Genomic DNA, 25,391 nt, shown 5'->3' on the forward strand with positions numbered 1-25,391 from the left:
CTCTTCTCCAGCTAACGTCTGCGGTCATGGACGTGCTCGTCGTCGAACACCCGCTGGCAAAGGCCCGGCTCACCACCATGCGTGACGCCCGCACCGACAGCGCGGCATTCCGTGCCGCGCTGCACGAGCTGACGGTGATGCTGATCTACGAGGCGATGCGGGACGCGCCTCTCGCCGAGGAGCGCATCCACACCCCGGTGGCCAGGACGACGGGTTTCCGGCTCGCGAACCCGCCGCTGCTGGTGCCGGTGCTGCGCGCGGGTCTGGGCATGGCGGACCAGGCGCACAAGCTGATTCCGGACGCCCAGATGGGCTTCGTCGGTCTCGCCCGCGACGAGGAGACCCTCCAGCCGACGCCGTACATGGTCTCGCTGCCGGAGGACCTCGCTGGTCGGCCGGTGCTGGTGCTCGACCCGATGCTGGCGACCGGTGGCTCGATGGTGCACACCATCAGGCTGCTCACCGACCGCGGTGCCGCGGACGTCACCGCCGTCTGCGCACTCGCCGCCCCCGAAGGCATTCGCACGCTGGAAGGCGCCAACCTGCCTGTCCGGGTGGTCACCGCCAGCGTGGACGAGCGGCTCAACGACTCCGGCTTCATCGTGCCCGGGCTCGGTGACGCCGGGGACCGGCAGTACGGCGCCGTCTGACCCCTCCAGCAGGTCCTGTTCGGTCACCGCGCACCCCCGGACTACTTTAAAAAGATATAGCGCGGGTGATCTTGCCGTTCCGTTTCGCGCGGGTCAAGGGTGCGACATTCGAGTGAGGCGAGTGGTCTAGACCTTGACGTCTTGTGGTCTGGACCACATCGTCTGCTGTACACATCCGCGAACCCCGACCGAAAGCCGGACCCCGCACCGTCGCCTGATTCCGCTCCGCCGCCACGCAAGGACTTCTCCCTGCACCTTCCGGGCCCGCCCGGATTGAAGGAGCGATCGATCATGCACCGCAAGCGATGGCAACTGCCCCTCGCCCTCTGCGCGACCGTCTGTGTCGTGCTCGGACTCGCGACCTCCCCTGCGCAGGCCGCGACGACCCCGACCGCGACGTTCACCAAGAGTTCGAGCTGGGACGGTGGCTTCACCGGACTGATCACTGTCACCAACGGCGGCGCGACCGCGCTGAACGGGTGGAAGGTCGAGTTCGACCTGCCGAGCGGAACCAGCGTCGGCGCGTACTGGGACTCCCTCCTCACTCGCAGCGGTGACCGCTACGCGTTCGTCAACCGCGAGTACAACGGCGCCGTCGGCGTCGGGGCATCGGTTTCCTTTGGCTTCAACGGGGTCGGCAACGGCAGTCCGGTGAACTGCCGCCTCAACGGCCTGCCTTGCGAAGGCGGCGCGCCGGACACCGAGGCCCCGAGCGTGCCTTCGGGCATCGCCGTCTCCGGTACGAGTGCGAACACCGTTTCCTTGAAGTGGAACGCGTCCACCGACAACGTGGCCGTCACGGGGTACGAGGTCTTCCGTGGTGGGGTGTCCGCCGGGAGCACTCCGGACACGACCTTCACCGTCAGCGGACTGACCCCGGAGACCGACTACACCTTCACCGTCCGTGCCAAGGACGCGGCGGGGAACGCCTCCGCACAGAGCGTTTCGGTGGCGGCGCGCACCGGAAAGCCCGGTAGCGAGCCCCCTCCCGGCGGTCACGTGCGCGTCGGGTACTTCCCGCAGTGGGGTATCTACGAGCGCAAGTTCTTCATCAAGAACCTCGACACCTCGGGAGCCGCGGCGAAGCTGACGCACCTCAACTACTCCTTCGCCAACATCCACCCCACCGAGCTGACGTGCTTCGCGGTCACCAAGCCGACGACCTCCGACCCGAAGGACCCGGACCAGGGGACCGGGGCCGGTGACTCCACGGCGGACTACGTGTGGCCGTTCGACGCCGCGCAGAGCGTCGACGGTGTCGGCGACGGCGGCTGGGCCGGGGCGGGGCCGCTGAAAGGCAACTTCAACCAGCTGAAGAAGCTCAAGGCCAAGCACCCCAACCTGAAGGTGCTGCTCTCGCTCGGAGGCTGGACGTACTCGAAGTTCTTCTCCGACGCGGCCAAGACCGACGCGTCGCGCAAGAAGCTCGTCTCGTCCTGTGTGGACATGTACATCAAGGGGAACTTGCCCAAGCACTACGACATGGGCGGCCCGGGAACGGGGGCGAACATCTTCGACGGCTTCGACCTCGACTGGGAGTGGCCCGGCGCGGAAGGGCACCCCGGCAACCACTTCAGCCCGGCAGACAAGGTCAACAACTCGTTGCTGATCGAGGAGTTCCGCCGTCAGCTCGACGCGCTCGGCTCCACGACAGGCAAGAAGTACCTGCTGACCGCCTTCACCCCGGCCGCGCCCGCGCTGGCCGAGGCGGGCTGGGAGATGGCCAGGGTCGCCAACAGCCTGGACCTGTTCAACTTCCAGGGCTATGACTTCCACGGAGCGGGCAGCGACAACTCGTGGGAGCCGAACCGCACCGGCCACCACGCGAACCTGCACACCGACGTCGATGACCCGTACACCACCAAGTTCAGCGTCGACGTGGCGCTGAAGATCTACACCGATGCCGGTATCGACCCGAAGAAGCTCGTGCTGGGCGTGCCGTTCTACGGGCGCGGCTGGCAGCAGGTGACCGACGGCGGCAAGAAGGGGGAGTGGCAGGCGGCCAACGGTGCCGCTCCTGGCGACTTCGCCGTCGAAGCGGGAACGCGGGCGTACAAGAACCTGAAGGTCCAGTTCCCGACCGTCCACCACGACGAGCAGGCGGTCGCGGCGTACGCGTTCGCCAACGGGCAGTGGTGGTCCTTCGACGACGCCTGGGTGATCGGCAAGAAGATGGAGTACGTCAAGGCGAAAGGGCTTGGCGGAGCCATGATCTGGTCGCTCGACGGAGACGACGGAACGCTGATGACCGCCTTGGACAACGGGCTGAGGTGAGTCGGTCGGCGCACAGGGACGGACTGTCCTGATCGGACAGTCCTGGTGGGGCTCGGGGAACCGTTGGCGGCGGGGTATCCCCGGGCCCCTCCTTCACTTCGGCTCGACGGACCAGCCCCGCGACTGGGCCCGCAGGACCTTCTCGAAGTTCTCCGCGACGTCGATCCCCGGGGGCATGTGCGCCCTGGCCTCCAGCGACACGAGCCCGTGCACCAGCGCCCAGGACGCCAGCGCGATCTCCTCGGCCCTGGAGCCTGTGAAGTGCCCGGAGACGATCCCGGAGCGCACGACGTCGAGAAGCGGCTGGAGCGTGGCGGCCGCCTCGCGGCCCGCCTCCTCGTCCGGGTCGAAGCCGGGAACGGCGTCCGAGAACATGATCGCGTAGAGGTGCGGGTCGGCCTGAGCGCTCTGCCGGTAGGCGATGCCGAGCCGGACCAGGTCCTCGACGGGGTCGCCGGAGAGCTCGACCGTGGTCAGCCGCTCGCCGAAGCGGCGGAACGCCTCTCGGTAGAGCTCCCGCAGCAGCGCGGGCTTTCCCCCGAAGAGCGAGTACACCGCGGTGGTCGATGTGCCCACGTCCGCTGCGAGTTTGCGCAGGCTCAGCCCGTCCGGTCCGTCGGTGGACAGCGTCTCCGCGGCGCGGTCGAGCAGGCGGACGCGCAGGGCGTCGTCGTGGACCTTCGGTCTGGGCACCCCTCCAGGGTAACGGAACACTGTTTTGAAACGTCCGTACGCCGCTTGACCTGGTGATCAGTGATACCACGGCGGTACCATCCCCCGCATGGCTATGACGCTGCGGTTGACCGAGGACGAGAATCGGCAACTCGACGAGCTCGCCGTCGCCGAGGGCCGATCCAAGCAGGACGTGGTGCGACTCGCGCTCGCCGACCGGTGGGCCCGGCTGCACAAGGAACGGCAGCTGACCGAGGTGCTGGCGCGGGTGATGCCCAGGTACGGCACCCTGCTGGACCGCCTCGGCCCCACCTGATCGGTGGCCATCGGGCCAATTTCGGTGCTGTGCCTGAGAAAACCCGCGATTTCTACCTAGATTCAAGTCCTCTATGAAAGCCGCCCCCAATGGCCGATCGGGCGTCCACTGTCAGTGACCCCCGATATCGTCAGACCGCGCGGTGAGCTCGGCCCGTACGCGGGTTCTTCCCTGCCCCGCGAGCTACGTCGACCACGGGAAAAAGGCCGAGTGATCTCCTATCTGGACGCCAGCGACCTGCTGGTGCTGGCAACCGCTGTGACCGGCGGTGACCTCGTCGTTCGCGACGTGGGGCTGCTCGATGCCGCCGCGCACCGCCCCCGCGCCGCCGTTCTCGGCGTCGAGGCGTACGGAACCCTCTGGCTCAAGGCCGCCGCGATGCTGGACTCCATCGTCTGCACCCGCCCGCTCGTCGAGGGCAACTGGCGGCTGGCCTGGGTGGCCGCGGTGACCTTGTGCGACATCAACGGCTGGTGGATCGACGCCGAGGAGGACGACGCGCTGGAGGTCGTCCGCGAGGTCGGGCGCGGCGAGTTCGACGTCGCCGACGTGGCAGCGCGCTTCGAAGCCTGGGCCGTCGCCAAGGAGGAGCAGGGCTGAGCCGCCTCCGGCCCGGAGCTTGACCTGGAGCGCGCTCCAACTTCTACCGTCGTCCTCGTGAGTTATTCGATCGCCGAGGCAGCCGAGCGCAGCGGACTGTCCATGGACACCCTTCGCTACTACGAGCGCATCGGGTTGATCGACCCGCCGGCCCGGGACTCGGGCGGCAGGCGCAGCTACTCCGATGACGACCTCGGTTGGCTCGGGTTCCTGTCCTGTCTTCGCATGACCGGTATGCCGATCCGCCTGATGTGCGAGTACGCCAGGTTGCGGCATTACGGCGCGGCCAGCGCGGGCTCGCGCAAGCAGATCCTGCTGGAACAGCGTGCCGCGGTGCGGGAGCGCATCGCTGAGCTGCAGATGTGCCTGAGCACGCTGGACTACAAGATCGACAACTATGAGACGGTCGAGCAGAGGGTCGCTGAGCTGACCCCGCTCGCCCAGGAAGCGACAGCATCATGAGCAATCTGCCCACCCGTCGGCTCGGTGCGCTTGAGGTCTCCGCTCAGGGCCTGGGGTGCATGGGAATGAGCGAGTTCTACGGCGAGACCGACGAGAAGGAGTCGATCGCCACCATCCACCGTGCCATCGACCTCGGGGTGCGGTTCCTGGACACCGCGGACATGTACGGCCCGTACCTGAACGAGGAGCTGGTCGGGCGGGCCATCGCCGACCGGCGCGACCAGGTCGTGCTGGCCACCAAGTTCGGCATCGTGCGCACCGACGACCCGCACGTGCGTGGTGTGCGCGGTGACGCCGCGTACGTCCGCCAGTCGGTCGAGGGGTCGCTGAAGCGGCTGGGTGTCGACCACATCGACCTGTACTACCAGCACCGGATCGACCCGAACGTGCCAACGGAGGAGACCGTCGGCGCCATGGCCGAGCTGGTCGCCGAGGGCAAGGTCCGGTACCTCGGGCTGTCCGAGGCCGGCGCGGACACCATCCGCCGGGCGCACGCGGTGCACCCGATCGCCGCCCTGCAGAGCGAGTGGTCCCTGTGGTCCCGTGACATCGAGGACGAGGTGATCCCGACCTGCCGTGAGCTCGGCATCGGCATCGTGCCGTACTCGCCGCTCGGCAGGGGCTTCCTCACCGGCCGCTTCACCAAGGCGGCCGACTTCGGCAGCAAGGACTTCCGCGTCGTCGGTCAGCCGCGCTTCAGTGAGGAGAACCTGGCGAAGAACCTCGCCATCGTCGAAACGCTGCGGGAGCTGGCCGCGGCCCGTGGTGTCACCGCGGGGCAGCTCGCGCTGGCCTGGGTGCAGAACCAGGGCGAGGACGTCGTGCCGATCCCGGGCACCAAGCGCCGCAAGTACCTGGAGGAGAACGTCGCGTCCGTCGCGATCGAGCTCAGCGCCGAGGAGCTCGACCGCATCGCGGCCGCGGTGCCGCTCGACCAGGTTGCGGGCAACCGTTACCCCGAGCAGATGATGCGCCTGCTCAACGGCTGAGCTGACGGGATGGCCTCCCGGCCCGTGGGACCGGGAGGCCATCCCGCGCCTAGCCGAGCAGTGTGGAGATCTCCTCACGCAGCGCGGAAAGCCGCTCGCGGCCCCGCTTCCGCGCGTCGTCGAGCTCCGTCGCGGCGGCGACCGGTTCGACGATCTCCAGGTACGCCTTCACCTTCGGCTCCGTGCCCGAGGGGCGAACCAGGACCCGCAGTTCCTGTCCGCGCATCGTCAGCACGTCCGCCTTCGGGCGCAGGTCCGTCACGTCCACGGGGATTCCGGCCAGCTCGGCAGGTGGTTCGGCGCGCAGCCTCGCCATCGTCCTGCCGATCACGCCAAGGTCCTGCACGCGCAGGGAAACCTGGTCGGTGAGGTGCAGGCCGTGCGCGACCGCGAGGTCGTCCAGCGCGTCGAGCAGTGAGCGCCCGGACGCCTTCAGTGACGCGGCAAGATCGCAAGCCAGCACGGCCGCGCTGATCCCGTCCTTGTCCCGCACCACATCGGGGTCGACGCAGTGGCCGATGGCCTCTTCGTACGCGTAGACCAGACCGGTGCCGTTTCCGTCGCCCGCGCGCACGAGCCACTTGAAGCCCGTCAACGTCTCGTCGTAGCGGGCGTTGTGCTTGGCGGCCACCGATCGCAACAACTCGGACGAGACGATTGTGGTCGCCACCAAGGGGTCCGGGTGGGCCGATCGGTCCAAAGTGGACAGAACGCGCTCGCCGAGCAGTGCTCCGGTCTCATCGCCCCGAAGCATTCGCCACGAACCGTCCCGCTGCCGGACGCCGAGCGCGCAGCGGTCCGCGTCCGGGTCGAGCGCAACGGCCAGATCAGCGTCCACAGCGGAGGCCAGCTGGAGGAGCAGGTCCGAGGCGCCGGGCTCCTCCGGGTTCGGGAAGCTCACGGTGGGGAAGTCCGGATCGGGTCGCTCCTGCTCCGCGACCAGATGGACATCGGTGAAACCCGCGTGCGCCAACGTTTCCCGCAATGTCGCCGCGCCAACGCCGTGCAGCGTCGTCGCGGCGACACGAAGTCCGCGCTCGGGGCTCCTCGGCAGGCTGGCAGCTCGCTCCACATAGGACTGAACGAGGTCCTCGCCGAGCGTCGTCCAGCCCTGGGCGACAGGGACGCTGACCGCCGCGCCCACCTTCGCGATGGCCGCCTCGATCTCCCGGTCCGCCGGGGGCACGATCTGCGAACCCGCGTCCAGGTACACCTTGTACCCGTTGTCAGCGGGCGGATTGTGCGACGCGGTCACCTGGACACCGGCCACGGCGTTGAGCTTGCGCACCGCGAACGCCAGCACCGGGGTCGGCAGGGGCCGGGGCAGGACGCGAACGTCGAAGCCGGCCGCGGTGAGCACGCCGGCGACGTCGCGGTGGAACTCCTCCGAGCCGTGCCGCGCGTCGCGCCCGACCACGACGACGCCGCCGGACTTCCCGGCGGCCGCGAGCCACTCTCCAAGACCGGCGGTGGTGCGAACCACGACCGCGCGGTTCATCCCGTTCGGCCCCGGACGAACCGGTCCGCGCAGACCCGCGGTGCCGAAGCTCAGCGGCGCGCGCATCCGGTCGGTCAGCTCGTCGATGGCGGGCTGCTCACCGACCATCGCCTGGGCGAGCAGCCGCTGCAGCTCCTCGCGGTCGGCGGCGTCGACGTCGTCGGCGATCCAGCGGAACGTGCGGTCGCGGAGCTCCGGGGACAGCGTCACGCCCGGCTCACCAGCTCGTGCAGCAGCGTGCCCATCCGGCTCGCGGCCTCGCGACCCGCCTCCAACACCTCTTCGTGGTTCAGCGGCTCGCCGGTGATGCCCGCCGCCAGGTTCGTGACCAGGGACAACCCGAAGACCTCCGCGCCAGCCGCACGTGCGGCGATGGCCTCCAGCACGGTGGACATGCCGACCAGGTCGGCGCCCATCGCGCGCAGCATGCGGATCTCGGCGGGCGTCTCGAAGTGCGGACCGGGCAGACCGGCGTAGACGCCCTCCTCCAGGGCGGGGTCGATCTCCCTGGCGACGGCGCGCAGGCGGCTGGAGTAGAGGTCGGTCAGGTCCACGAACCGCGCGCCGACCAGCGGTGACGCCGCGGTCAGGTTGAGGTGGTCGCTGATCAGGACGGGCTGGCCGACCTGCATGCCCTGCCGCAGGCCGCCCGCAGCGTTGGTCAGGACGACGGTGGTGCAGCCGGCGGCCGTCGCGGTGCGGACCCCGTGCACCGTCTGCGGGATGCCCCTGCCCTCGTAGTAGTGGGTGCGGCCGAGCATCACCAGCACGCGCTTCTCACCGACGCGCACCGAACGGACCGTGCCACCGTGGCCGGCCACGCTCGGCGCGGCGAACCCGGGCAGCTCGCCCATGGGGACTTCGGTGACGAGCTCGCCGATCACGTCGGCGGCCGGGCGCCAGCCCGAACCGAGGATGACGGCGAGGTCGTGCTGGCCGGTTCCGGTGCGCTCGGCCAGGGCCGCTGCGGCCGCGGTGGCGGCGGCTTCGGGGTCGATGGCCGGGTTGAGGGCGTCCGCGTCGCTGGTGGCGGCGGTCGCGCGGGTCTCGATGCTCACGTCCGGAGCCTAGCGACCGGATACGGGCGAGTCAGCTCGCGATGGCGAAGGTGGGCGCGATCCGGTCGTAGAGCTCGGTCTTGCCCCAGTCCTCGGAGTCGGTCGGCACCGTGATCCGGAGCACCCACAGGTCCTTGGTGTTGGGCAGCAGCGTCGCGTAGGTCGTGCGCGCCACCTCGACGCCCGCGCCACGGCCCCGGCTGTTGGACTTGCTGCTCTTGGCCGAGATCGTCCGGTAGATGATCTCCTGCGACCGCTCGTAGGAGTTCTGCGTCGCGGACGGCCGCTGAGAGCTCAGGTTGAAGCTGCCGCCGTCACTCGTGGCCGCCGCGCCCAGCTGCTCGAGGTACCGCGAGATCTTGTTGTGCGGGTAGAAGCCGGCGAAGCGCTCCACGGCCAGCTCGTTGCGGCCGTCCGGCGAGATGAACCTGATCACGGTGCTCGACATGGTCGAGTTGATCCGCTGCTCCTGGAAGTCGGTCCAGTTCTTGGGCACCTGGACGCTGAAGTCGCCACCTTGGTCTCCCTTGGCGAGCTGGGCCACCTCGTTGCGTTGCTCCAGTGCGGCAAGCGGAACGGACTGGACCGCCAGGTTCCCCGTGGTCTTCTGGGTGCTGAAGTCCGGCAACACCCGATAGCCCGCGGCGGTTCTGGCCAGCGCGAACCCGCCACCTGCCGACAAGACGAAGAGGAGGGCGGACAGGGCCACGGTGAGCAGCCGCGCTCCACGCCGCTGCGGCGGTGGCGCGGACGTGGCGGCCAGCATGAACGGCAGCGGCCCCGGGTCGGCGGCGAGTTCCTTCGCCATCGACGCCTCAACCGCTCGTTGGCGCTCCGAGCCGCGCTGCTTCACCTGTTCCACCACGGGGTTCGGCGTCAGTGCGTAGCTGTGCTCGGTCTCGTCGTGCGGGAACAGGCGGGTGCCGGGCTCCGGCAGCAGCGGGTGCAGCCGTCTGCGGACCTCCGCCAGCGGCATGCGGTCGCCGGGGTTCTTGGTCATCAGCCCGGTGATCACCTCGCCGAGCACACCCTCGTCGCTCGGAGCCGGGACCTCCCCGTGCACGACCTGGGTGACCGTCTCCAGCGGGTCGTCCTCCACGTCGTAGGGCGGGGTTCCCTCCATGGCCGCGAAGAGCGTGGCGCCCAGGCCCCACAGGTCGGCGCTGGGCGACGCCGGGTCACCGGAGGCGACCTCGGGCGCGATGTAGGCGGGAGTTCCCAGCAGGAGCCCCGCGCTGGTCAGGGTCGAGTCGGTGACGCTGCGGGCGATGCCGAAGTCGGTCAGTTTGACCCTGCCGTCGGCCCCTACCAGCACGTTTCCCGGCTTGACGTCGCGGTGCGTGACGCCGGCCTGGTGCGCGGCCTCCAGCGCCGCGGCGACCGCGTTGCCGACCTCGGCGGCCTGCGTGACGTTGAGCGGGCCGTGCTTGCGGACCAGTTGGGCGAGGCTGCGCGAGGGCAGCAGCTCCATCACCACGAACGGCTCGCCCTCATGCCGGACGACGTCGAACAGGGTTACCACGTTCGGATGAGAGAGAACGGCGATGGCCCGCGCCTCCCGGAGGGTCCGCTCGCGCATGGCGTCGGCCTCATCCGGCGGCATCCCCAGTGGTAGCCGGACCTCTTTCACCGCGACCTGTCTGCGCAGCATCTCGTCATAAGCAGCCCAGACCGTGCCCATGGCGCCGCGTCCGAGCACCCGCTTGAGCCGGTAGCGCTCGGCGATCAACCGCTCGCTCGGCTCCTGGGACTCGGAGTTCTGGTCAATGTCGGCCGGGGACACGCACCCATTCTCCACATCTCGGAGCCTGTCACCGTCTTGTGCGACAAGTCGGGTCCAACTGCTTACAGAATGTGACCGCAGTGGATTCGCGCGCCAGCTCCCGGATAGGTGAGTTCACCGTGAAATGGCGGGGGAGCCCCCCGCTGCGAATTCTTCCAGACACCCCTGACATTCCTGTCCCCGCGAGCCCCTTTCTCGGCGTAGTTGTCCACATTGGCCCCCGTTGTCCACAGGTCGCCAATTTCGGCTTCTCCTCCGCCCCGCGTCATCGCAACCTGGACGAGGAGCACCACACGAGCAACACGACCTGGGCAGCGAACAAGGAGGTGATGCCTATACGAGCCCACGCGCCGCTGGGGCCCGCCCCTTCCACCACCACACCGCGGTGACGCATGATCCGACGTCATGACCGTGGTTATCGGGATCGACTCCTCGACTCAGTCGTCGAAGGCCATCGCCGTCGACGCCGCCTCCGGCCAGGTGCTCGCCGAAGGCCGCGCCGCGCACCCCGACGGCACCGAAGTCCATCCCGACGCGTGGTGGCGGGCCACTCAGCAGGCCTTGGCCGAGGCCACGGCCGGGCTTTCCGAGCCGGTCCAGGCGATCGCCGTGGCCGGGCAGCAGCACGGGATGGTCACCCTGGACTCCGAGGGCGAGGTCGTCCGTCCCGCGCTGCTGTGGAACGACAACCGCTCCGCGACGCAGGCTCGGCGGCTGACCGAGGACCTGGGCGGACCGACGCGGTGGGCGGAGCGCACCGGTTCGGTGCCGGTCGCCAGCTTCACGGTCAGCAAGCTGGCCTGGCTTGCCGAGCACGAGCCCGCCAACGCGGATCGCACGAGCAGGGTCCTGCTGCCGCACGACTGGATCACCTGGCGGCTGGCCGCACCGGGAACGGAGACGGCGACCGATCGCGGTGACGCATCAGGGACGGGCTACTTCTCGCCTGCGACCGGTGAGTGGCTGCCCGACCTGCTGACCGCCGCCCTCGACGGCCGAGCGCCCGAGCTGCCCCGGGTGCTCGGACCGGCGGAGGCGGCGGGCCGGACCCCGGGCGGGGCCCTGCTCGGGGCCGGGACCGGCGACAACATGGGTGCGGCGCTGGGACTGGGCGCCGGGCCGGGGGACGTGGTCGTGTCCCTCGGCACCTCGGGCACCGTGTTCGCGGTGGCCGAGAACCCGACCGCCGAGCCGACGGGAGCGGTCGCCGGGTTCTGCGACGCCACCGGCCGGTTCCTGCCCTTGGTCTGCACGCTCAACGCGGCGCGGGTGCTCACGGCGACCGCCACGATGCTGGGCGTCGACCTTGCGGGACTGGACCAGCTCGCGCTGCGGGCCGAGCCCGGGGCCGGTGGGCTGGTGTTGCTTCCGTACCTGGACGGGGAGCGCACGCCGCAGCTGCCCGACGCCAGCGGCACCCTCGTCGGGCTCCGCCGGTCGAACATGACGCCGGAGAACCTGGCGCGAGCAGCGGTCGAGGGCATGCTCAGCGGCTTGGTGGACGGCCTTGACGCCCTTCGTCGGCAGGGCGTCGAGGCGCGGCGGGTGTTGCTGGTGGGCGGTGCGGCACGGTCGGCCGCGGTCCGGGCGGTGGCACCGCTGCTGTTCGGCGTGCCAGTGGAGGTGCCGGAGCCCGCCGAGTACGTGGCGCTCGGGGCTGCTCGACAGGCGGCGTGGGCCTTGGCGGGTACTGCGGAGCCACCGGCATGGTCAGTGCGATCCGAGGCTTGCGCGCCTGGCGTGGCCGATGTCGGCGAGGAGCTGCGGGCCGCGTACGCCGCTGTCCGCGACCAGGTCCATGGCCAGTGACCTGCGCTGATTCACCGCCCGTTTGAGCAGTGAATCAGCGCACCACCTGTTCATAGCTGCGTTCTGCCCGCTGACCGGACTTGACCCGGGTGGGCGAGGGTTTTAGTTTGTCGATCCAACAAACGAAGTGGAGGATCATGCGAAGTCCGGCCGATCGCCCGGTCGATCAGACGGGGCTGCGCAGGCTGAACCTGTCGCGGGTGCTTCGGGCGCTCCGTGTGGACGGGCCGCAGTCGCGGGCGCTGCTCGCTCGCCGGACCGGTCTGAACAAGGCCACCACGTCGAGTCTTGTCGGTGAGCTCGAACAGCGTCGGCTCGTGCGACTTGGTGAGATCGTCTCGGGAGCGGTGGGGCGTCCCAGCCAACCCGTCGAGCTCCGTGGTCGGACTGTGTGCGGGATCGGGCTTGAGATCAACGTCAACTACGTCGCTGTCGCTGTCCTCGACCTCACCGACCAGATGGTGTTCTCCAAGCGGGTCCCGCTCGACGTCGTGGCACTCGGACAGGTTGCGGCCATGGATCTCCTGGCCGATCTCGCGGCTGAGGCCATCGCCGAGGTGCGGGACGCGGGCAACTGGGTCACCGGAGTCACCGTCGCGGTACCCGGCCTGGTGGACACCGAGAACGGGATCGTCCGCCACGCGCCCAACCTGCGCTGGCGGGACGCCTCGGTGGTGGAGCGGCTCGTCACCCGGCTCGAACTCCCGCGCGAACGGATCTCGGTCGACAACGACGCCAACCTCTCCGCGCTGGCCGAACACGCGGTCGGGGTCGCAGCTGGCGCCACGGACCTGCTCTATCTCACCGGTGAGGTCGGCGTCGGCGGTGGCGTGATCGCGGACGGTCGGTTGGTCCGAGGGGCGACCGGGTTCACCGGCGAGGTCGGGCACATGCCGCTCAACCCTGAGCCAGCTCCGTGTGGTTGTGGTCGCAGCGGTTGCTGGGAGACGCAGGTCGGCCTGGCCGCGCTGCTGCGGTCGGTCGCCAACTTCGACGACCGGGTCCATGACTCCGCGTTAGACCTTGAGCAGCGACTGCGGGTGATCGCGTCCCGTGCCGCTGACGGTGAACCCAGGACACGTCGCGCTCTGGCGGAGATCGGCTCTGCTTTGGGGATCGGTGCTTCGATCCTGGTCAACATCCTCAACCCCACCGCAATCGTGCTCGGCGGTTACTTCGCCGTGCTCGGCGAGTGGCTTGTCGAACCCGCCCGGCGGGAACTCTCTGAGCGAGTCATGGCGTCCGGCTCCTGCCGTTTGCTGTTGTCCGACCTCGGGTTCACGGCTGCGGTGCGAGGCGGCGCGTACGCCGCTCTGGACCGGGTCTTCGACGACCCGTCGATCGCCCCGCTCGTCGCTCCAGCTGAAGTCCCACACCTTGGAGGCATCGCGTGACCGACTACACCCCGCGCCCTGAGCACAAGTTCAGCTTCGGTCTTTGGACGGTCGGCTGGCCCGGTAACGATCCGTTCGGCATCGCGACCCGGCCGACGATGGACGCCGTGCACGCCGTGGAGAAACTCGCTGAGCTCGGCGCGTGGGGCGTCACCTTCCACGACGACGACCTGATCCCGTTCGGCGCGGATGACCGCGAGCGTGACCAACGCGTGCAGGCCTTCCGCAAGGCGCTTGACGCCACCGGTCTCGTGGCGCCGATGGTCACGACGAACCTGTTCACCCACCCCGTCTTCAAGGACGGCGCGTTCACGGCCAACGATCGTGACATCCGTCGGTTCGCGCTGCGCAAGGTGCTGCGCAACATCGACTTGGCCGCCGAACTCGGTGCCACCACTTATGTGTTGTGGGGCGGTCGCGAGGGTGCGGAGTCGCCTGCGGCGAAGGATGTGCGCGTCGCCTTGCAGCGCTATGCGGAGGCGTTGGACCTGTTGTGCTCGTACGTCAATGAGAAGGGCTACGCCATCCGGTTCGCGTTGGAGCCCAAGCCGAACGAGCCGCGCGGCGACATCCTGCTGCCGACCATCGGCCACGCGCTCGGCTTCATCAACAAGCTCGCGCACCCCGAGATGGTCGGCCTGAACCCCGAGGTCGGACACGAACAGATGGCCGGGCTGTCCATGGTGCACGGGGTCGCACAGGCGTTGTGGCAGGACAAGCTGTTCCACATCGACCTCAACGGCCAGAACGGGCCGCGCTTCGACCAGGACCTGCGTTTCGGCAACGGGGACGTCAAGACGGCCTTCTTCCTCGTCGACCTCCTGGAGCGGGCGGGCTACGAGGGGCCGAGGCACTTCGACTTCAAGCCCGCGCGCACCGAGGACGAGGACGGCGTGTGGGCGTCGGCCGAGGCGTGCATGCGCAACTACCTGATCTTCGCCGACCGGGCGCGGTCGTTCCGGGCCGATCCCGAGGTCGCTGAGGCGTTGCGGGCATCACGGGTCGCCCAGCTCGCGGTACCGACCCTGTTGCCCGGTGAGACCCTCGACGACCTGCGTGCCGAGGAGTTCGACCCGGAGATCGCGGGTACTCGGGGGATGGGGTACGAGCGGTTGGACCAGCTCGCCCTGGAACATCTTGTCGGCGTCCGGTCAGGCGGTAACGAAAAGTAACAAAGGACATAAAGATCGCTGACCAGGGTGACCTCGCGCGGGTGAGGAGGGCAGACTCAAAGCGTCACCTGTTGCTGGAGGAGGCAGTCATGCGTGCAACGAGCCGAGCGATCGTGGTCACCCTGTTCGGGGTGTTGGCGTTGCTCGCTGTCACGCCCGTCTCCTCGGCGCTCCCGGCTCCGGCACAGATCGGCGTGGTGGTGGCGCAGCAGCCGACGACCACCGCGCCGCCGACCGAGGGGCAGCAGCCCGCCGTGCCGGAGGACCGCAACCGGGTCACCATCGGCATCATCGCGGTCGTGCTGCTCGGCACGGTGCTGCTCGGCCGCCGCATTCGCAAGCGGGCGCAGAAGGCCTGAGCCACGCCTGGCGGTCACACAATCGTGCAAGGGCGATCAGCGCAATTGCGCACTATTGCTCGGTGACGTGCCGTGGCCGGCTCGGCTCACTGAGTGATAACGGCGCTTCTCAGTACGGAAGTACGGTTTTCTGGCGGTGTAAACCGGGTTCGAAAACGTTCCGTCTTCGTTGACGATTCACGGGACATAGCGCTGCACTGCGTGGAAGCGTTACGCCGTGACCGGTTATCCGGATACAGCCAGACCGAACTCGGTTGCTCCACTCGGCGCAGCGTGGCGACCGGCAATCGCGCCAGCCCGCTTCTTGATCACCTATGAAGAGTGCATGGTGCAGGATGGATGCACATGAGCACCGACACCAAGGCCCAGTGCCGCTCCGCCGTTGAGCGGCATGCGGATGCGCTTGTCGAGCTCTCCCACGCCATCCACGCGGACCCCGAGCTCGCCTACCAGGAGCACCGCGCGGCGGCCAGGGTCGCCGACGTCCTCCAGCGCGAGGGCTTCGCCGTCGAGCACGGCGTCGGCGGCCTGGAGACCGCCTTCACCGCGACCTACGGCTCCGGTGAGCTGGTCGTCGGGCTGTGCGCGGAGTACGACGCGCTCCCGGAGATCGGCCACGCGTGCGGCCACAACGTCATCGCCGCCGCGTCGACCGGCGCCGCGCTGGCCCTCGCCGAGGTCGCCGATCAGCTCGACATCACCGTCAAGCTCGTCGGCACCCCCGCGGAGGAGGTCGGCGGCGGCAAGGTCGCGCTACTGGAGGCCGGCGTCTTCGACGACGTCGCGCTGGCGATGATGGTCCACCCCTCACCCGAGGAGTCCGTCGCGTGCACGTCGCTGGCCATCGCCGACGTCGAGGTGCGCTACAGCGGACGGACCTCGCACGCCGCCGCGGCTCCGCACCTGGGGATCAACGCGGCCGATGCGATCACCGTCGCCCAGGTCGCCATCGGATTGCTCCGTCAGCATCTCGAAAGCGGCCAAATGGTGCACGGGATCGTCACACACGGCGGTGCGGCGCCTAACATTGTCCCAGCGGACACCGCCGCCGTCTTCTACCTTCGCGCGACGGACCTCGGCTCCTTGCGACGTCTGGAGAACCGAATCCGGGACTGTTTCAAGGCAGGCGCCGTCGCGACCGGCTGTACGCATGAGGTCACCCACATCTCAGCCATCTATGCCGAGCTGAACCCCGACCAGTGGTTGGCCTCGGCTTATCGAAAGTCGATTTCCGAACTCGGCCGGGTACCGATGGACCCGGAAGAGGAGCGGAAACGACAACTCTGGAGTACCGACATGGGCAACATCACCCGAGCGTTGCCCGCCATTCACCCCACAATCGCCATCGACTGTGGAGACGCGGTGAACCACCAGCCCGAGTTCGCGGCGGCCTGCGCGTCGGCATCTGCCGACCGCGCTGTGCTCGACGGCGCGCTCGCGCTCGCGTGGACCGCCGTCGCCGCCGCCGGCGACGGGGAGCAGCGCGCCCGGCTGCTCCGCGGCGTCGCGGACCGTCTCTCCGGTCGGGTCGCCGCGGACGCGGCGGCAGCAGGAGGTTTCGCGTGACCGTCCTCGACTCTCGTCCCGACTACCCGCGGGGTGCCCGCGACCACTCCGAAGTGCTGATCACCGAGTCCGGCGCGACCATGTCCACTGTGGAGGACCTCGGCGCAGGACGCGGGCCGTCCTGGCTGGACGCCTGGATGCTGCGCCACGCGCAGGACGTGGTCAGCTGGCGCAGGCACATCCACGCCCACCCCGAGCTGTCCAGGCAGGAACACGCGACAACGGAGTTCCTCGCCGAGAAGCTGGAGTCGGTGGGTCTCAAGCCCCGGCTGCTCCCCGTCGGCACCGGGCTGATCTGTGACATCGGTTCCGGGCCGCGCTGCGTCGCGCTGCGCGCCGACATCGACGCGCTGCCGCTGACCGAGCGCACCGGCAACCCCTTCTCGTCCACTGTGGACGGCGTGATGCACGCCTGTGGCCACGACGCGCACACCACGGTCCTGCTCGGCGCCGCGCTCGCGCTCGCGCACGCGCCCGGTCTGCCCGGCCGGATCCGGCTGATCTTCCAGCCCGCCGAGGAGGTCATGCCCGGCGGCGCGCTGGACGTGCTCGCCGCGGGCGGGCTCGACGGCGTGGAGCGGATCTTCGGCCTGCACTGCGACCCCCGGCTGGAGGTCGGGCGGGTCGGCACCAGGGTCGGCGCGATCACCTCCGCCAGCGACCTGATTGAGCTGCGGCTGACCTCACCGGGCGGCCACACCTCACGGCCGCACCTGACCGCCGATCTGGTGCACGCGCTGGGCACCGTGATCACCGGGCTGCCCACGCTGCTCTCCCGGCGGGTGGACCCGCGGTCGGGCACCGTGCTGGTCTGGGGCGCGGTCCAGGCGGGTGAGGCGGCCAACGCCATTCCCCAGGAGGGCGTGCTGCGCGGCACGCTGCGCACCGGCAACCGGGACACCTGGGCCGAGCTGGAGCCGCTGGTCCGTGAGCTGATCACCTCGCTGCTCGCGCCGATGGGAGTCGGTTTCGACCTCCAGCACCGTCGCGGTGTGCCGCCCGTGGTCAACGAGCGGGAAAGCACCAGGCTGCTGCGCTCCGGTGTGCTCGCCGCCCTTGGCGAGAACGCTCTGGCGGGTACCGAGCAGTCCTCCGGCGGCGAGGACTTCGGCTGGTACCTGGAGCACGTCGAAGGCTCCTTCGCGCGGCTCGGTGTCTGGCCAGGCCACGGCCCGCAGCGTGACCTGCACCAGCCCACCTTCGACCTGGACGAGCGGGCGCTGCTCGCCGGTGTCCGCGTCATGGTGCACACCGCGCTGACCGCGCTGGCCTGATCGACGGCGTGTTGGCTCGCCAGGGGCGGCTGGTCACACCAGCCGCCCCTGTCAAGTCGGGGACCGGCACCTTCGGTCAGTTGTCCACAACGGCCGGAGTTGTCCACAGCTAGCCGAATCCTCCCGCCACACCACCCCGGTTTGCTGGATGGTCGTGGCATGCCTCATCGACCCGACCCCTGGCACGGGGCGCACAGCTACCAGCGGTTCCGCGCCGTTCTGGGCGACACCAAGCTGCGGTACGCGCTGCGTCACGGCAGGCTCGTCCAGCCCTGGCGCGGAGTGGTGGTACCGCGGGAACGGATGGGTGACCCGCGGACCATGGCGGCGGCCGCGCTGATGGCCATCGGTGGCGGCGCCGTGCTCTCCGGTTTCACCGCCGCCTCGATGTACGGCTGCGCCGCCGCCGACACCCACCAAGTGCACGTCACCGTCCCGTACTCGCGCTGGCCACGCAGCAGACCGGGACTGGTGATCCGGCACAGCCGGTTCGCGACCGACGACGTGGTGGAGCTCGACGGGCTCCCGGTGCTGGCGCCGGATCTGGTCTTCTCCGAGCTGTTGTGCACCGGGCCAAGGCCCACGGCGCTCGCCTGCGCCGACCAGCTGATGCGTTCACTGCCGGGGGACCTGCAGCCGGTTTTCCGGGAACAGATGCATCACCGGCTCGACCGGCGTGACGATCGGCGCGGCGTGTCCGGAGCGCACGCGATGGTCGACCTGATCACCGAGCGGGTCGAGACACCGCAGGAGAGCTGGTTGCGACTCCTGGTCGTTGACCATGGTTTTCCGTTGCCCGAGTCGCAGTACGAGGTCCGTGACCGTGATGGGACGCCATTGCGGCGGGTCGCGCTCGCGTGGCCGGAGCTACGGATCGCGCTGGCCTACAGCGGGCCGGATCGTCGGCCACTGGACTCGGCGCGCGACGCGGGACAGGACCGGGCGCTGTCCCGGAAGGGATGGATCTCCGTGCGCGCGGGCGCGGCGGATCTCCGCGCGCCGACCGCGTTGATGACCCGGTTGTGGGCCGCGTTCCGGCAGCGACGGGCCGCCGGATGCGGGGATCAGGTGGGGCCGAGGCCCGCGCAGGGCCTGGTGCGCAGGTCGTTGACGTAGTCGGCCGGGGCGCCCGCGGCTTCGGCCGCGTCCGCGACCACGCCGAGGTAGCGGGCCGACGGCAGGCCACCCTCATAGGCGTCGAGCACGTACAGCCAGGCGAGCACCGAACCCTCCAGGGTCTGCACCCGGAGCCGGATCTTCTTGTAGAGGCCCAGCTCCGCGCCTTCCCACCGATCGAGGCGCTCCTCGTCGAAGGGACTGACGTCGTAGAGCACGACGAAGACCTGGGATGTGGGGTCCTCGACGATCGTGGAGAGCGCGCCCTCCCAGCCGAGATCCTCACCGCCGAAGGTCATTCTCCAGCCAACGAGCCACCCCGCGCCTGACATCGGCGAGTGTGGAGCTCGCTCCTTCATCTGGTTCGGTTCCATGTTGGACCCGTAGGCGGCATACAGCGGCACGAGAGACAGAGTAGCGACCTCGATCACGAGATGGGACCCATCGGGCAATGCGGCCACCCGCTCACACCGTTCGGGTAGCGCGTACGGTTGACGCGCTCGGCGTTGGGAGCTAGTGCTCTAGGAGGAGTTTCCGTGACCCGCATCGTGATCATGGGCGGCGGACCTGCCGGGTACGAGGCGGCGCTGGTCGCCGCGCCGCACGGTGCCGACGTGACCGTCGTCGAGGACGAGGGTGTCGGCGGTTCGTGCGTGCTCTACGACTGCGTGCCGTCCAAGACCTTCATCGCCTCCTCTGGCGCCCGCGCGGCCTTCCGCTCGGCCGACGAGCTGGGCATTCGCAACGACGACGCCGAGGTTGGCGTCGAGTTGCCGGTGGTCAACGGCCGGGTTCGTGGCCTCGCGCTCGCCCAGTCCGCCGATGTCCGGGCGCGCCTGCAGCGCGAGGGGGTGCGCATCCTCTCCGGCCGCGCGCGCTTCTGCGACGACGCCCCCGGCCTGGCCCAGCACCGGGTCGCCGTGGAGATGCTCAACGGCAACTCCGAGGTGCTGCCCGCCGACGTGGTGCTGATCGCCACCGGTGCCAGCCCGCGCATCCTGCCGGGCGCCCAGCCGGACGGTGAGCGCATTCTCACGTGGCGCCAGATCTACGACCTGCCCGAGCTCCCCGAGCACCTGATCGTGATCGGCTCCGGTGTCACCGGCGCCGAGTTCGCTTCGGCCTACACCGAGATGGGCGTCAAGGTCACCGTGGTCTCCAGCCGGGACCGCGTGCTGCCGCACGAGGACGCCGACGCCGCCGCGGTGCTGGAGGACGTCTTCGCCGAGCGCGGAACCACGATGATCAAGTACGCCCGCGCCGACCGGGTCGAGCGCACCAAGGACGGCGTGCAGGTCTACCTGGCCGACGGCCGCATGGTCGAGGGCAGCCACGCGCTGATGACCGTCGGCTCGGTGCCCAACACCGGCGACATCGGCCTGGACAGCGTCGGGGTCGAGCTCGGCAAGGGCGGGTTCATCCCGGTCGACCGCGTCTCGCGCACCAACGTCTCCGGTGTCTACGCCGCTGGGGACTGCACGGGGCTGCTGATGCTCGCCTCGGTCGCGGCCATGCAGGGCCGGATCGCGATGTGGCACGCGCTGGGCGAGGGCGTCCAGCCGATCAAGCTCAAGACCGTCGCGGCGAACGTGTTCACCCACCCCGAGATCGCCACCGTGGGCATCAGCCAGGAGGCCATCGACTCCGGCAAGGTGCCCGCCCGCACCATCATGCTGCCGCTGGCCACCAACGCCCGCGCCAAGATGGAGGGCCTGCGCCGCGGCTTCGTGAAGCTGTTCTGCCGCCCGCAGACCGGCGTGGTCATCGGCGGCGTCGTGGTGGGCCCGTCGGCCAGCGAGCTGATCCTGCCGATCGCGCTCGCCGTGCAGAACCAGCTGACCGTCGAGCACCTGGCCTACACCTTCTCGGTGTACCCGTCGCTTTCCGGGACGATCACCGAGGCCGGGCGTCGTCTGATGCGACACGACGACCTCGACTGAGCCACGGCATTTTCTTCAAGGGCCACGGGGCGCCGTGGCCCTTTTGGTTGCCACGGCAGGGAAAAGTGGAGTCCCCGGAAAAGCGACAACCACGCATGGGCAAGAAAGGGGGCGCCCCGCTTCGGCGGGACGCCCCATTTCTTTCGACGATCAGTCGTCGTCCTTCTCGGTCCAGTCGAAGGTCTTCGTGACCGCCTTCTTCCAGTTCCGGTACTCACGGTCGCGGGTCTTGTCGTCCATGGACGGCTCCCACTGCTTGTCCTGCGCCCAGTTCTCGCGGATGTCGTCCTCGGAGGCCCAGAACCCGGTCGCGAGACCGGCCGCGTACGCCGCGCCCAGCGCCGTGGTCTCGTTGACCACGGGGCGGATCACCGGGACGCCGAGGATGTCGGCCTGGAACTGCATCAGCGTCTCGTTGACCACCATGCCGCCGTCGACCTTGAGCGAGGTGAGCGGAACACCGGAGTCTGCGTTCATCGCCTCGATCACCTCGCGCGACTGGAAGGCCGTGGCCTCCAGCACCGCGCGGGCGATGTGGCCCTTGTTCACGTAGCGGGTCAGGCCGACGAGCGCGCCACGGGCGTCGGAGCGCCAGTACGGCGCGAACAGCCCGGAGAACGCGGGCACGATGTACGCACCACCGTTGTCCTCCACGGTCTTGGCGAACTCCTCGACCTCGGCGGCGGTGCTGATCAGGCCGAGGTTGTCGCGCAGCCACTGGACCAGCGAGCCGGTGACCGCGATCGAGCCTTCGAGCGCGTACACCGGGGCGTTGTCACCGATCTTGTAGCAGACCGTGGTGAGCAGGCCGTTCTCGCTGAGCACCTTCTCCGTGCCGGTGTTGAGCAGCACGAAGTTGCCGGTGCCGTAGGTGTTCTTGGCCTCGCCGGGGGACAGGCACGCCTGGCCGAAGGTGGCGGCCTGCTGGTCGCCGAGGATGCCCGCGATCGGCACCCCGGCCAGCGCGCCGCGCTCGCGGACCTTGCCGTACTCCTCGGAGGAGGACCGGATCTCCGGGAGCATGGACAGCGGGATGCCCATCTCCTTGGCGATCTCGGCGTCCCAGGACAGCGTGTCCAGGTCCATCAGCAGGGTGCGCGAGGCGTTGGTCGGGTCGGTGACGTGCACGCCGCCGTCGACCCCGCCGGTCATGTTCCACAGCACCCAGGTGTCCATGTTGCCGAAGAGGAGCTCGCCCGCCTCGGCCTTCTCCCGCGCGCCCTCGACGTTCTCCAGGATCCAGGCGACCTTGGGGCCGGAGAAGTAGGTGGCCAGTGGCAGACCGGTCTTGCCGCGGTAGCGCTCCTGCCCGCCGCCGAGGTCGCCGAGGCGGTCGCAGATCTTGTCGGTCCTGGTGTCCTGCCAGACGATCGCGTTGTAGACCGGCTTTCCGGTGCTCTTGTCCCACACCACCGCGGTCTCGCGCTGGTTGGTGATGCCGACCGCCACGATGTCCGCGGTGGTCAGGTCGGCCTTGGCCAGCGCGCCCGCCGCGACCCGGCGGGCGTTCTCCCAGATCTCCTCGGCGTTGTGCTCGACCCAGCCCGCCTTCGGGAAGATCTGCTCGTGCTCCACCTGGTCGGAGGACACCACTCGACCCGAGTGGTTGAAGATCATGCAGCGGGTGGAGGTGGTCCCCTGGTCGATCGCTGCCACGTACTGCGTCATGCCACTGTCGCCTTTCTGCGTGGGCTGGAGAGCGTGCTCAGGTCAGGGCCATTGCGAGCAGACCGGCCAGCGCGCCGCCGATCAGCGGGCCCACCACCGGGACCCAGGAGTAACCCCAGTTCGCGCCGCCCTTGCCCTTGATGGGCAGCACCGCGTAGGCGATGCGCGGGCCGAGGTCGCGGGCCGGGTTGATCGCGTAGCCGGTGGGCCCGCCGAGGGAGTTGCCGATGCCGATCACCACGAACGCCACGGCCGCGTAACCCAGCGCGGAGTTGCCGAACTCCGGGACGCCGTGCTCGGCGACCTTCGCGGTCGGGCTGGCCAGCACCCAGAACACCAGCACGAAGGTGCCGATCACCTCGGTGACGACGTTCCACGGCTTGTTGTCGACGGTGGGACCGGTGGAGAACACGCCGAGGGTGTTGGCCGGGTCGTCGTGGGTGTCGAACTGGAGCTTGTAGGCCAGCCAGCACAGCGTCGCACCGAGGAACGCGCCGACCATCTGTCCCGCGAAGTAGATCGGCACCTGGTTCCAGTCGACCTTCTCCGCCACCGCGAGGCCGAGGGTCACCGCCGGGTTCAGGTGCGCGCCGCTGGGAGCGGCGACGCTGGCACCCGCGAAGACCGCGAAGCCCCACCCGAAGTTGATCAGCAGCCAGCCCCCGTTGTGCCCGAGGGAGTTCTTCAGGGTGACGTTGGCCACCACCCCGGCGCCCATCAGGATCAGGATCCCCGTCCCGATCAGTTCCCAGACGAAGATCTCTCCGCCAGTCATCGCTGCCCCTCCGTGTTCCGTCCACCGGTCCACATGCGACAGCGACCCACGTCAGGGTGCGGCGCCGCATCCTCGAACTCGGCGGACCGTACTTCCGCAGACGAGTGGATGTCCACGGATACTTTCTGAACCAGGTGATTCCGTTACCCCGATGACATGGGTGTTCGGCTGATCGGACTGCCGAGTAGCGTGATTGCTGGTCCAATACGCCGACGCCGGGCACAGGGAGGCGATGCCGCGTGGCGAAGCGGGAAGCACGAGGATCGACCGGCAGGACGGCGCGGCCGGCGGGTGCGGCCGAGCTGGGTCCGGCCGACCGGGAGCGGAGCTGGCAGCAGCTCGGTTCGGAGCAGTTCGACGTCGTGGTCATCGGCGGTGGCGTGACCGGCGCGGGCGCCGCGCTGGACGCGGCCACCCGTGGCCTTCGGGTCGCCCTCGTCGAGGCGCGCGACCTGGCGTCCGGGACCTCCAGCCGCTCCAGCAAGCTTTTCCATGGCGGATTGCGCTATCTGGAGCAGTTGGAGTTCGGTCTGGTCCGAGAGGCGCTGCGGGAGCGGGAGCTGATGCTGACCCGCCTGGCGCCGCACCTGGTGAAGCCGGTGAGCTTCCTCTACCCGTTGACGCACCGGATCTGGGAGCGGCCGTACACCGCCGCGGGCCTGATGCTCTACGACACGATGGGCGGCGCGCGCTCCGTTCCGGGACAGAAGCACCTCACCAGGGCGGGCGCGCTGCGCATGGTGCCCGCGCTCAAGCGGGACGCGCTGATCGGCGGCATCCGCTACTTCGACGCGCAGGCCGATGACGCGCGGCACACGATGACCGTGGCCCGCACCGCCGCCCACTACGGCGCGGTCGTGCGGACCTCCACCCAGGTCATCGGAATGCTGCGCGAGTCCGACCGCGTCTGCGGTGTGCGCGTGCGCGACGTGGAGACCGGCGAGGAGACCGAGGTCCAGGCGCACGCGGTGATCAACTGCACGGGTGTGTGGACCGACGCGATCCAGAAGCTCTCCGGCAGCCGGGGCCGGTTCCGGGTGCGGGCGAGCAAGGGCGTGCACATCGTCGTCCCGCGCGACCGGATCGTCTCCGAGAGCGGGATGATCCTGCGCACCTCGAAGTCCGTGCTGTTCGTGATCCCGTGGCGCAACCACTGGATCGTCGGCACCACCGACACCGACTGGAACCTCGACCTGGCACACCCGTCCGCGACCAAGCAGGACATCGACTACATCCTCGAACAGGTCAACAAGGTACTCGCGACGCCGTTGACCAAGGACGACATCGAGGGCGTGTACGCGGGTCTGCGCCCGCTGCTCTCCGGCGAGAGCGACGACACCTCCAAGCTCTCCCGCGAGCACGCGGTCGCGCGGGTGTCCCCCGGCCTGGTGGCCATCGCGGGCGGCAAGTACACGACGTACCGGGTCATGGCCGCCGACGCGATCAACGCGGCCGCCGTCGACCTGCCCGGCCGGATCGCGCCGTCGATCACCGACAAGGTGCCGCTGCTCGGCGCGGACGGCTACCACGCGCTGGTGAACCAGGCCGACCAGCTGGCCGCGAAGCACGGACTGCACCCGTACCGGGTCCGGCACCTGCTGGACCGCTACGGCTCACTGGTGCACGAGGTGCTCGCCGAGGCCGACGGCAGGCCCGAGCTGCTGCGGCCGGTGCCGGGCGCCCCGGACTACCTCCAGATCGAGGTGGTCTACGCCGCCAGCCACGAGGGCGCGCTGCACCTGGAGGACGTGCTCACCAGACGCACCAGGATCTCCATCGAGTACCCGCACCGCGGTGTGGAGTGCGCGGAGAAGGTCGCCGAGCTGATGGCGGGCGTGCTCGGCTGGGACGACAAGACGATCAAGCGCGAGGTGGAGGTCTACACCGCGCGGGTCGAGGCGGAGCGGGACTCCCAGACGCAGCCCGACGACCAGGCCGCCGACGCCAAGCGGACCGCGGCGCCGGAGGCGCGGCAGCAGATGCTGGAGCCCGCGGCGAACTGATCGACGACAGGGG

The 25,391-nt window shown here is 69.5% G+C and carries 22 protein-coding genes; 15 read left to right on the forward strand and 7 right to left on the reverse strand.

Annotated elements, in window-relative coordinates:
- Positions 1-26: 26 nt before the first annotated feature.
- Entirely contained in the window at positions 27-650 is a 624-nt protein-coding gene (upp, locus tag ACFFQA_RS12140; protein ID WP_377851885.1) for a uracil phosphoribosyltransferase, read from the forward strand.
- 291 nt (positions 651-941) lie between these two features.
- Positions 942-2,924, forward strand: coding sequence for a glycosyl hydrolase family 18 protein (locus tag ACFFQA_RS12145; protein ID WP_377851886.1), 1,983 nt, complete (start codon positions 942-944; stop codon positions 2,922-2,924).
- Between the two features lie 93 nt (positions 2,925-3,017).
- Here the strand turns inward: ACFFQA_RS12145 and ACFFQA_RS12150 are convergent, their stop codons facing one another.
- Complete coding sequence (locus tag ACFFQA_RS12150; RefSeq protein ID WP_377851887.1) at positions 3,018-3,617, reverse strand: TetR/AcrR family transcriptional regulator; 600 nt, start codon at positions 3,615-3,617, stop codon at positions 3,018-3,020.
- Positions 3,618-3,705: 88 nt separating this feature from the next.
- On the opposite strand from ACFFQA_RS12150, the gene ACFFQA_RS12155 reads away from it, so the two are divergent.
- The 4 genes from ACFFQA_RS12155 to ACFFQA_RS12170 all read left to right on the forward strand — a co-directional run bounded on the left by ACFFQA_RS12155 (position 3,706) and on the right by ACFFQA_RS12170 (position 5,963).
- Positions 3,706-3,912 carry a YlcI/YnfO family protein gene (locus ACFFQA_RS12155; RefSeq protein ID WP_377851888.1) on the forward strand — a complete coding sequence of 69 codons (207 nt, stop codon included), beginning with the start codon at positions 3,706-3,708 and terminating at the stop codon, positions 3,910-3,912.
- A 210-nt stretch (positions 3,913-4,122) separates the two neighbouring features.
- The gene (locus tag ACFFQA_RS12160; RefSeq protein WP_377851889.1) at positions 4,123-4,512 is read left to right on the forward strand and encodes a type II toxin-antitoxin system death-on-curing family toxin; all 390 of its coding nucleotides are present in this window, start codon (positions 4,123-4,125) and stop codon (positions 4,510-4,512) included.
- 57 nt (positions 4,513-4,569) lie between these two features.
- Positions 4,570-4,974, forward strand: a complete 405-nt coding sequence (locus ACFFQA_RS12165; protein WP_377851890.1) for a MerR family transcriptional regulator — start codon at positions 4,570-4,572, stop codon at positions 4,972-4,974.
- Positions 4,971-5,963: an aldo/keto reductase gene (locus ACFFQA_RS12170; RefSeq protein WP_377851891.1), complete on the forward strand. Its 993-nt coding sequence runs from the start codon at positions 4,971-4,973 to the stop codon at positions 5,961-5,963. Before ACFFQA_RS12165 ends, ACFFQA_RS12170 begins: the two co-directional genes overlap by 4 nt.
- Positions 5,964-6,012: 49 nt before the next feature.
- Here the strand turns inward: ACFFQA_RS12170 and ACFFQA_RS12175 are convergent, their stop codons facing one another.
- From ACFFQA_RS12175 to ACFFQA_RS12185, 3 genes are all read right to left on the reverse strand, one after another.
- Positions 6,013-7,671: a phospho-sugar mutase gene (locus ACFFQA_RS12175; protein WP_377851892.1), complete on the reverse strand. Its 1,659-nt coding sequence runs from the start codon at positions 7,669-7,671 to the stop codon at positions 6,013-6,015.
- Entirely contained in the window at positions 7,668-8,459 is a 792-nt protein-coding gene (locus tag ACFFQA_RS12180) for a purine-nucleoside phosphorylase (RefSeq protein ID WP_377852260.1), read from the reverse strand. Before ACFFQA_RS12180 ends, ACFFQA_RS12175 begins: the two co-directional genes overlap by 4 nt.
- 91 nt (positions 8,460-8,550) lie before the next feature.
- On the reverse strand, positions 8,551-10,302 hold the full coding sequence (locus ACFFQA_RS12185) for a serine/threonine-protein kinase (protein WP_377851893.1): 1,752 nt from the start codon (positions 10,300-10,302) through the stop codon (positions 8,551-8,553).
- A 405-nt stretch (positions 10,303-10,707) separates the two neighbouring features.
- Between ACFFQA_RS12185 and xylB the strand changes: the two genes are divergently transcribed.
- The 7 genes from xylB (at position 10,708) to ACFFQA_RS12220 (ending at position 18,992) form a co-directional block, all read left to right on the forward strand.
- Positions 10,708-12,111, forward strand: a complete 1,404-nt coding sequence (gene xylB / locus ACFFQA_RS12190) for a xylulokinase (protein WP_377851894.1) — start codon at positions 10,708-10,710, stop codon at positions 12,109-12,111.
- 137 nt (positions 12,112-12,248) lie between these two features.
- The gene (locus ACFFQA_RS12195) at positions 12,249-13,505 is read left to right on the forward strand and encodes an ROK family protein (protein WP_377851895.1); all 1,257 of its coding nucleotides are present in this window, start codon (positions 12,249-12,251) and stop codon (positions 13,503-13,505) included.
- Positions 13,502-14,677, forward strand: a complete 1,176-nt coding sequence (gene xylA / locus ACFFQA_RS12200) for a xylose isomerase (protein WP_377851896.1) — start codon at positions 13,502-13,504, stop codon at positions 14,675-14,677. Before ACFFQA_RS12195 ends, xylA begins: the two co-directional genes overlap by 4 nt.
- A gap of 89 nt (positions 14,678-14,766) precedes the next feature.
- Positions 14,767-15,036 (forward strand): hypothetical protein, encoded by a 270-nt coding sequence (locus ACFFQA_RS12205; protein ID WP_377851897.1) that lies wholly within the window; start codon positions 14,767-14,769, stop codon positions 15,034-15,036.
- A 345-nt stretch (positions 15,037-15,381) separates the two neighbouring features.
- Positions 15,382-16,602: a M20 family metallopeptidase gene (locus ACFFQA_RS12210; RefSeq protein WP_377851898.1), complete on the forward strand. Its 1,221-nt coding sequence runs from the start codon at positions 15,382-15,384 to the stop codon at positions 16,600-16,602.
- Complete coding sequence (locus tag ACFFQA_RS12215; protein ID WP_377851899.1) at positions 16,599-17,876, forward strand: M20 family metallopeptidase; 1,278 nt, start codon at positions 16,599-16,601, stop codon at positions 17,874-17,876. Before ACFFQA_RS12210 ends, ACFFQA_RS12215 begins: the two co-directional genes overlap by 4 nt.
- Positions 17,877-18,035: 159 nt before the next feature.
- Positions 18,036-18,992 carry a type IV toxin-antitoxin system AbiEi family antitoxin gene (locus ACFFQA_RS12220; protein ID WP_377851900.1) on the forward strand — a complete coding sequence of 319 codons (957 nt, stop codon included), beginning with the start codon at positions 18,036-18,038 and terminating at the stop codon, positions 18,990-18,992.
- Here the strand turns inward: ACFFQA_RS12220 and ACFFQA_RS12225 are convergent.
- On the reverse strand, positions 18,941-19,396 hold the full coding sequence (locus ACFFQA_RS12225; protein WP_377851901.1) for a gamma-glutamylcyclotransferase family protein: 456 nt from the start codon (positions 19,394-19,396) through the stop codon (positions 18,941-18,943). The two genes, ACFFQA_RS12220 and ACFFQA_RS12225, sit on opposite strands and share 52 nt — an antisense overlap.
- A 132-nt stretch (positions 19,397-19,528) precedes the next feature.
- On the opposite strand from ACFFQA_RS12225, the gene ACFFQA_RS12230 reads away from it, so the two are divergent.
- A complete protein-coding gene (locus ACFFQA_RS12230) occupies positions 19,529-20,932 on the forward strand; it encodes an NAD(P)H-quinone dehydrogenase (RefSeq protein WP_377851902.1) in 1,404 nt (467 codons plus the stop codon).
- A gap of 150 nt (positions 20,933-21,082) precedes the next feature.
- Here ACFFQA_RS12230 and glpK read toward each other — a convergent pair whose 3' ends face one another.
- Both glpK and ACFFQA_RS12240 read right to left on the reverse strand, forming a co-directional pair.
- Positions 21,083-22,600 carry a glycerol kinase GlpK gene (glpK, locus tag ACFFQA_RS12235; protein WP_377851903.1) on the reverse strand — a complete coding sequence of 506 codons (1,518 nt, stop codon included), beginning with the start codon at positions 22,598-22,600 and terminating at the stop codon, positions 21,083-21,085.
- Positions 22,601-22,637: 37 nt separating this feature from the next.
- Positions 22,638-23,375, reverse strand: a complete 738-nt coding sequence (locus ACFFQA_RS12240) for an MIP/aquaporin family protein (protein ID WP_377851904.1) — start codon at positions 23,373-23,375, stop codon at positions 22,638-22,640.
- Between the two features lie 239 nt (positions 23,376-23,614).
- Here ACFFQA_RS12240 and glpD point away from each other — a divergent pair, with 239 nt between their 5' ends.
- Complete coding sequence (gene glpD / locus ACFFQA_RS12245) at positions 23,615-25,378, forward strand: glycerol-3-phosphate dehydrogenase (protein ID WP_377851905.1); 1,764 nt, start codon at positions 23,615-23,617, stop codon at positions 25,376-25,378.
- The last annotated feature ends 13 nt before the right edge of the window (positions 25,379-25,391 follow it).

The organism is Allokutzneria oryzae, assembly GCF_042429765.1.
Taxonomy (GTDB): Bacteria; Actinomycetota; Actinomycetes; order Mycobacteriales; family Pseudonocardiaceae; genus Allokutzneria; species Allokutzneria oryzae.

What these genes read in the sequence shown, in the direction of transcription:
- upp (WP_377851885.1), top strand. Translation starts at nt 27, where the DNA reads ATGGACGTGCTCGTCGTCGAACACCCGCTGGCAAAGGCCCGGCTCACC.
- ACFFQA_RS12145 (WP_377851886.1), top strand. Translation starts at nt 942, where the DNA reads ATGCACCGCAAGCGATGGCAACTGCCCCTCGCCCTCTGCGCGACCGTC.
- ACFFQA_RS12155 (WP_377851888.1), top strand. Translation starts at nt 3,706, where the DNA reads ATGGCTATGACGCTGCGGTTGACCGAGGACGAGAATCGGCAACTCGAC.
- ACFFQA_RS12170 (WP_377851891.1), top strand. Translation starts at nt 4,971, where the DNA reads ATGAGCAATCTGCCCACCCGTCGGCTCGGTGCGCTTGAGGTCTCCGCT.
- xylB (WP_377851894.1), top strand. Translation starts at nt 10,708, where the DNA reads ATGACCGTGGTTATCGGGATCGACTCCTCGACTCAGTCGTCGAAGGCC.
- ACFFQA_RS12195 (WP_377851895.1), top strand. Translation starts at nt 12,249, where the DNA reads ATGCGAAGTCCGGCCGATCGCCCGGTCGATCAGACGGGGCTGCGCAGG.
- ACFFQA_RS12205 (WP_377851897.1), top strand. Translation starts at nt 14,767, where the DNA reads ATGCGTGCAACGAGCCGAGCGATCGTGGTCACCCTGTTCGGGGTGTTG.
- ACFFQA_RS12210 (WP_377851898.1), top strand. Translation starts at nt 15,382, where the DNA reads ATGAGCACCGACACCAAGGCCCAGTGCCGCTCCGCCGTTGAGCGGCAT.
- ACFFQA_RS12220 (WP_377851900.1), top strand. Translation starts at nt 18,036, where the DNA reads ATGCCTCATCGACCCGACCCCTGGCACGGGGCGCACAGCTACCAGCGG.
- glpK (WP_377851903.1), bottom strand. Translation starts at nt 22,600, where the DNA reads ATGACGCAGTACGTGGCAGCGATCGACCAGGGGACCACCTCCACCCGC.
- ACFFQA_RS12240 (WP_377851904.1), bottom strand. Translation starts at nt 23,375, where the DNA reads ATGACTGGCGGAGAGATCTTCGTCTGGGAACTGATCGGGACGGGGATC.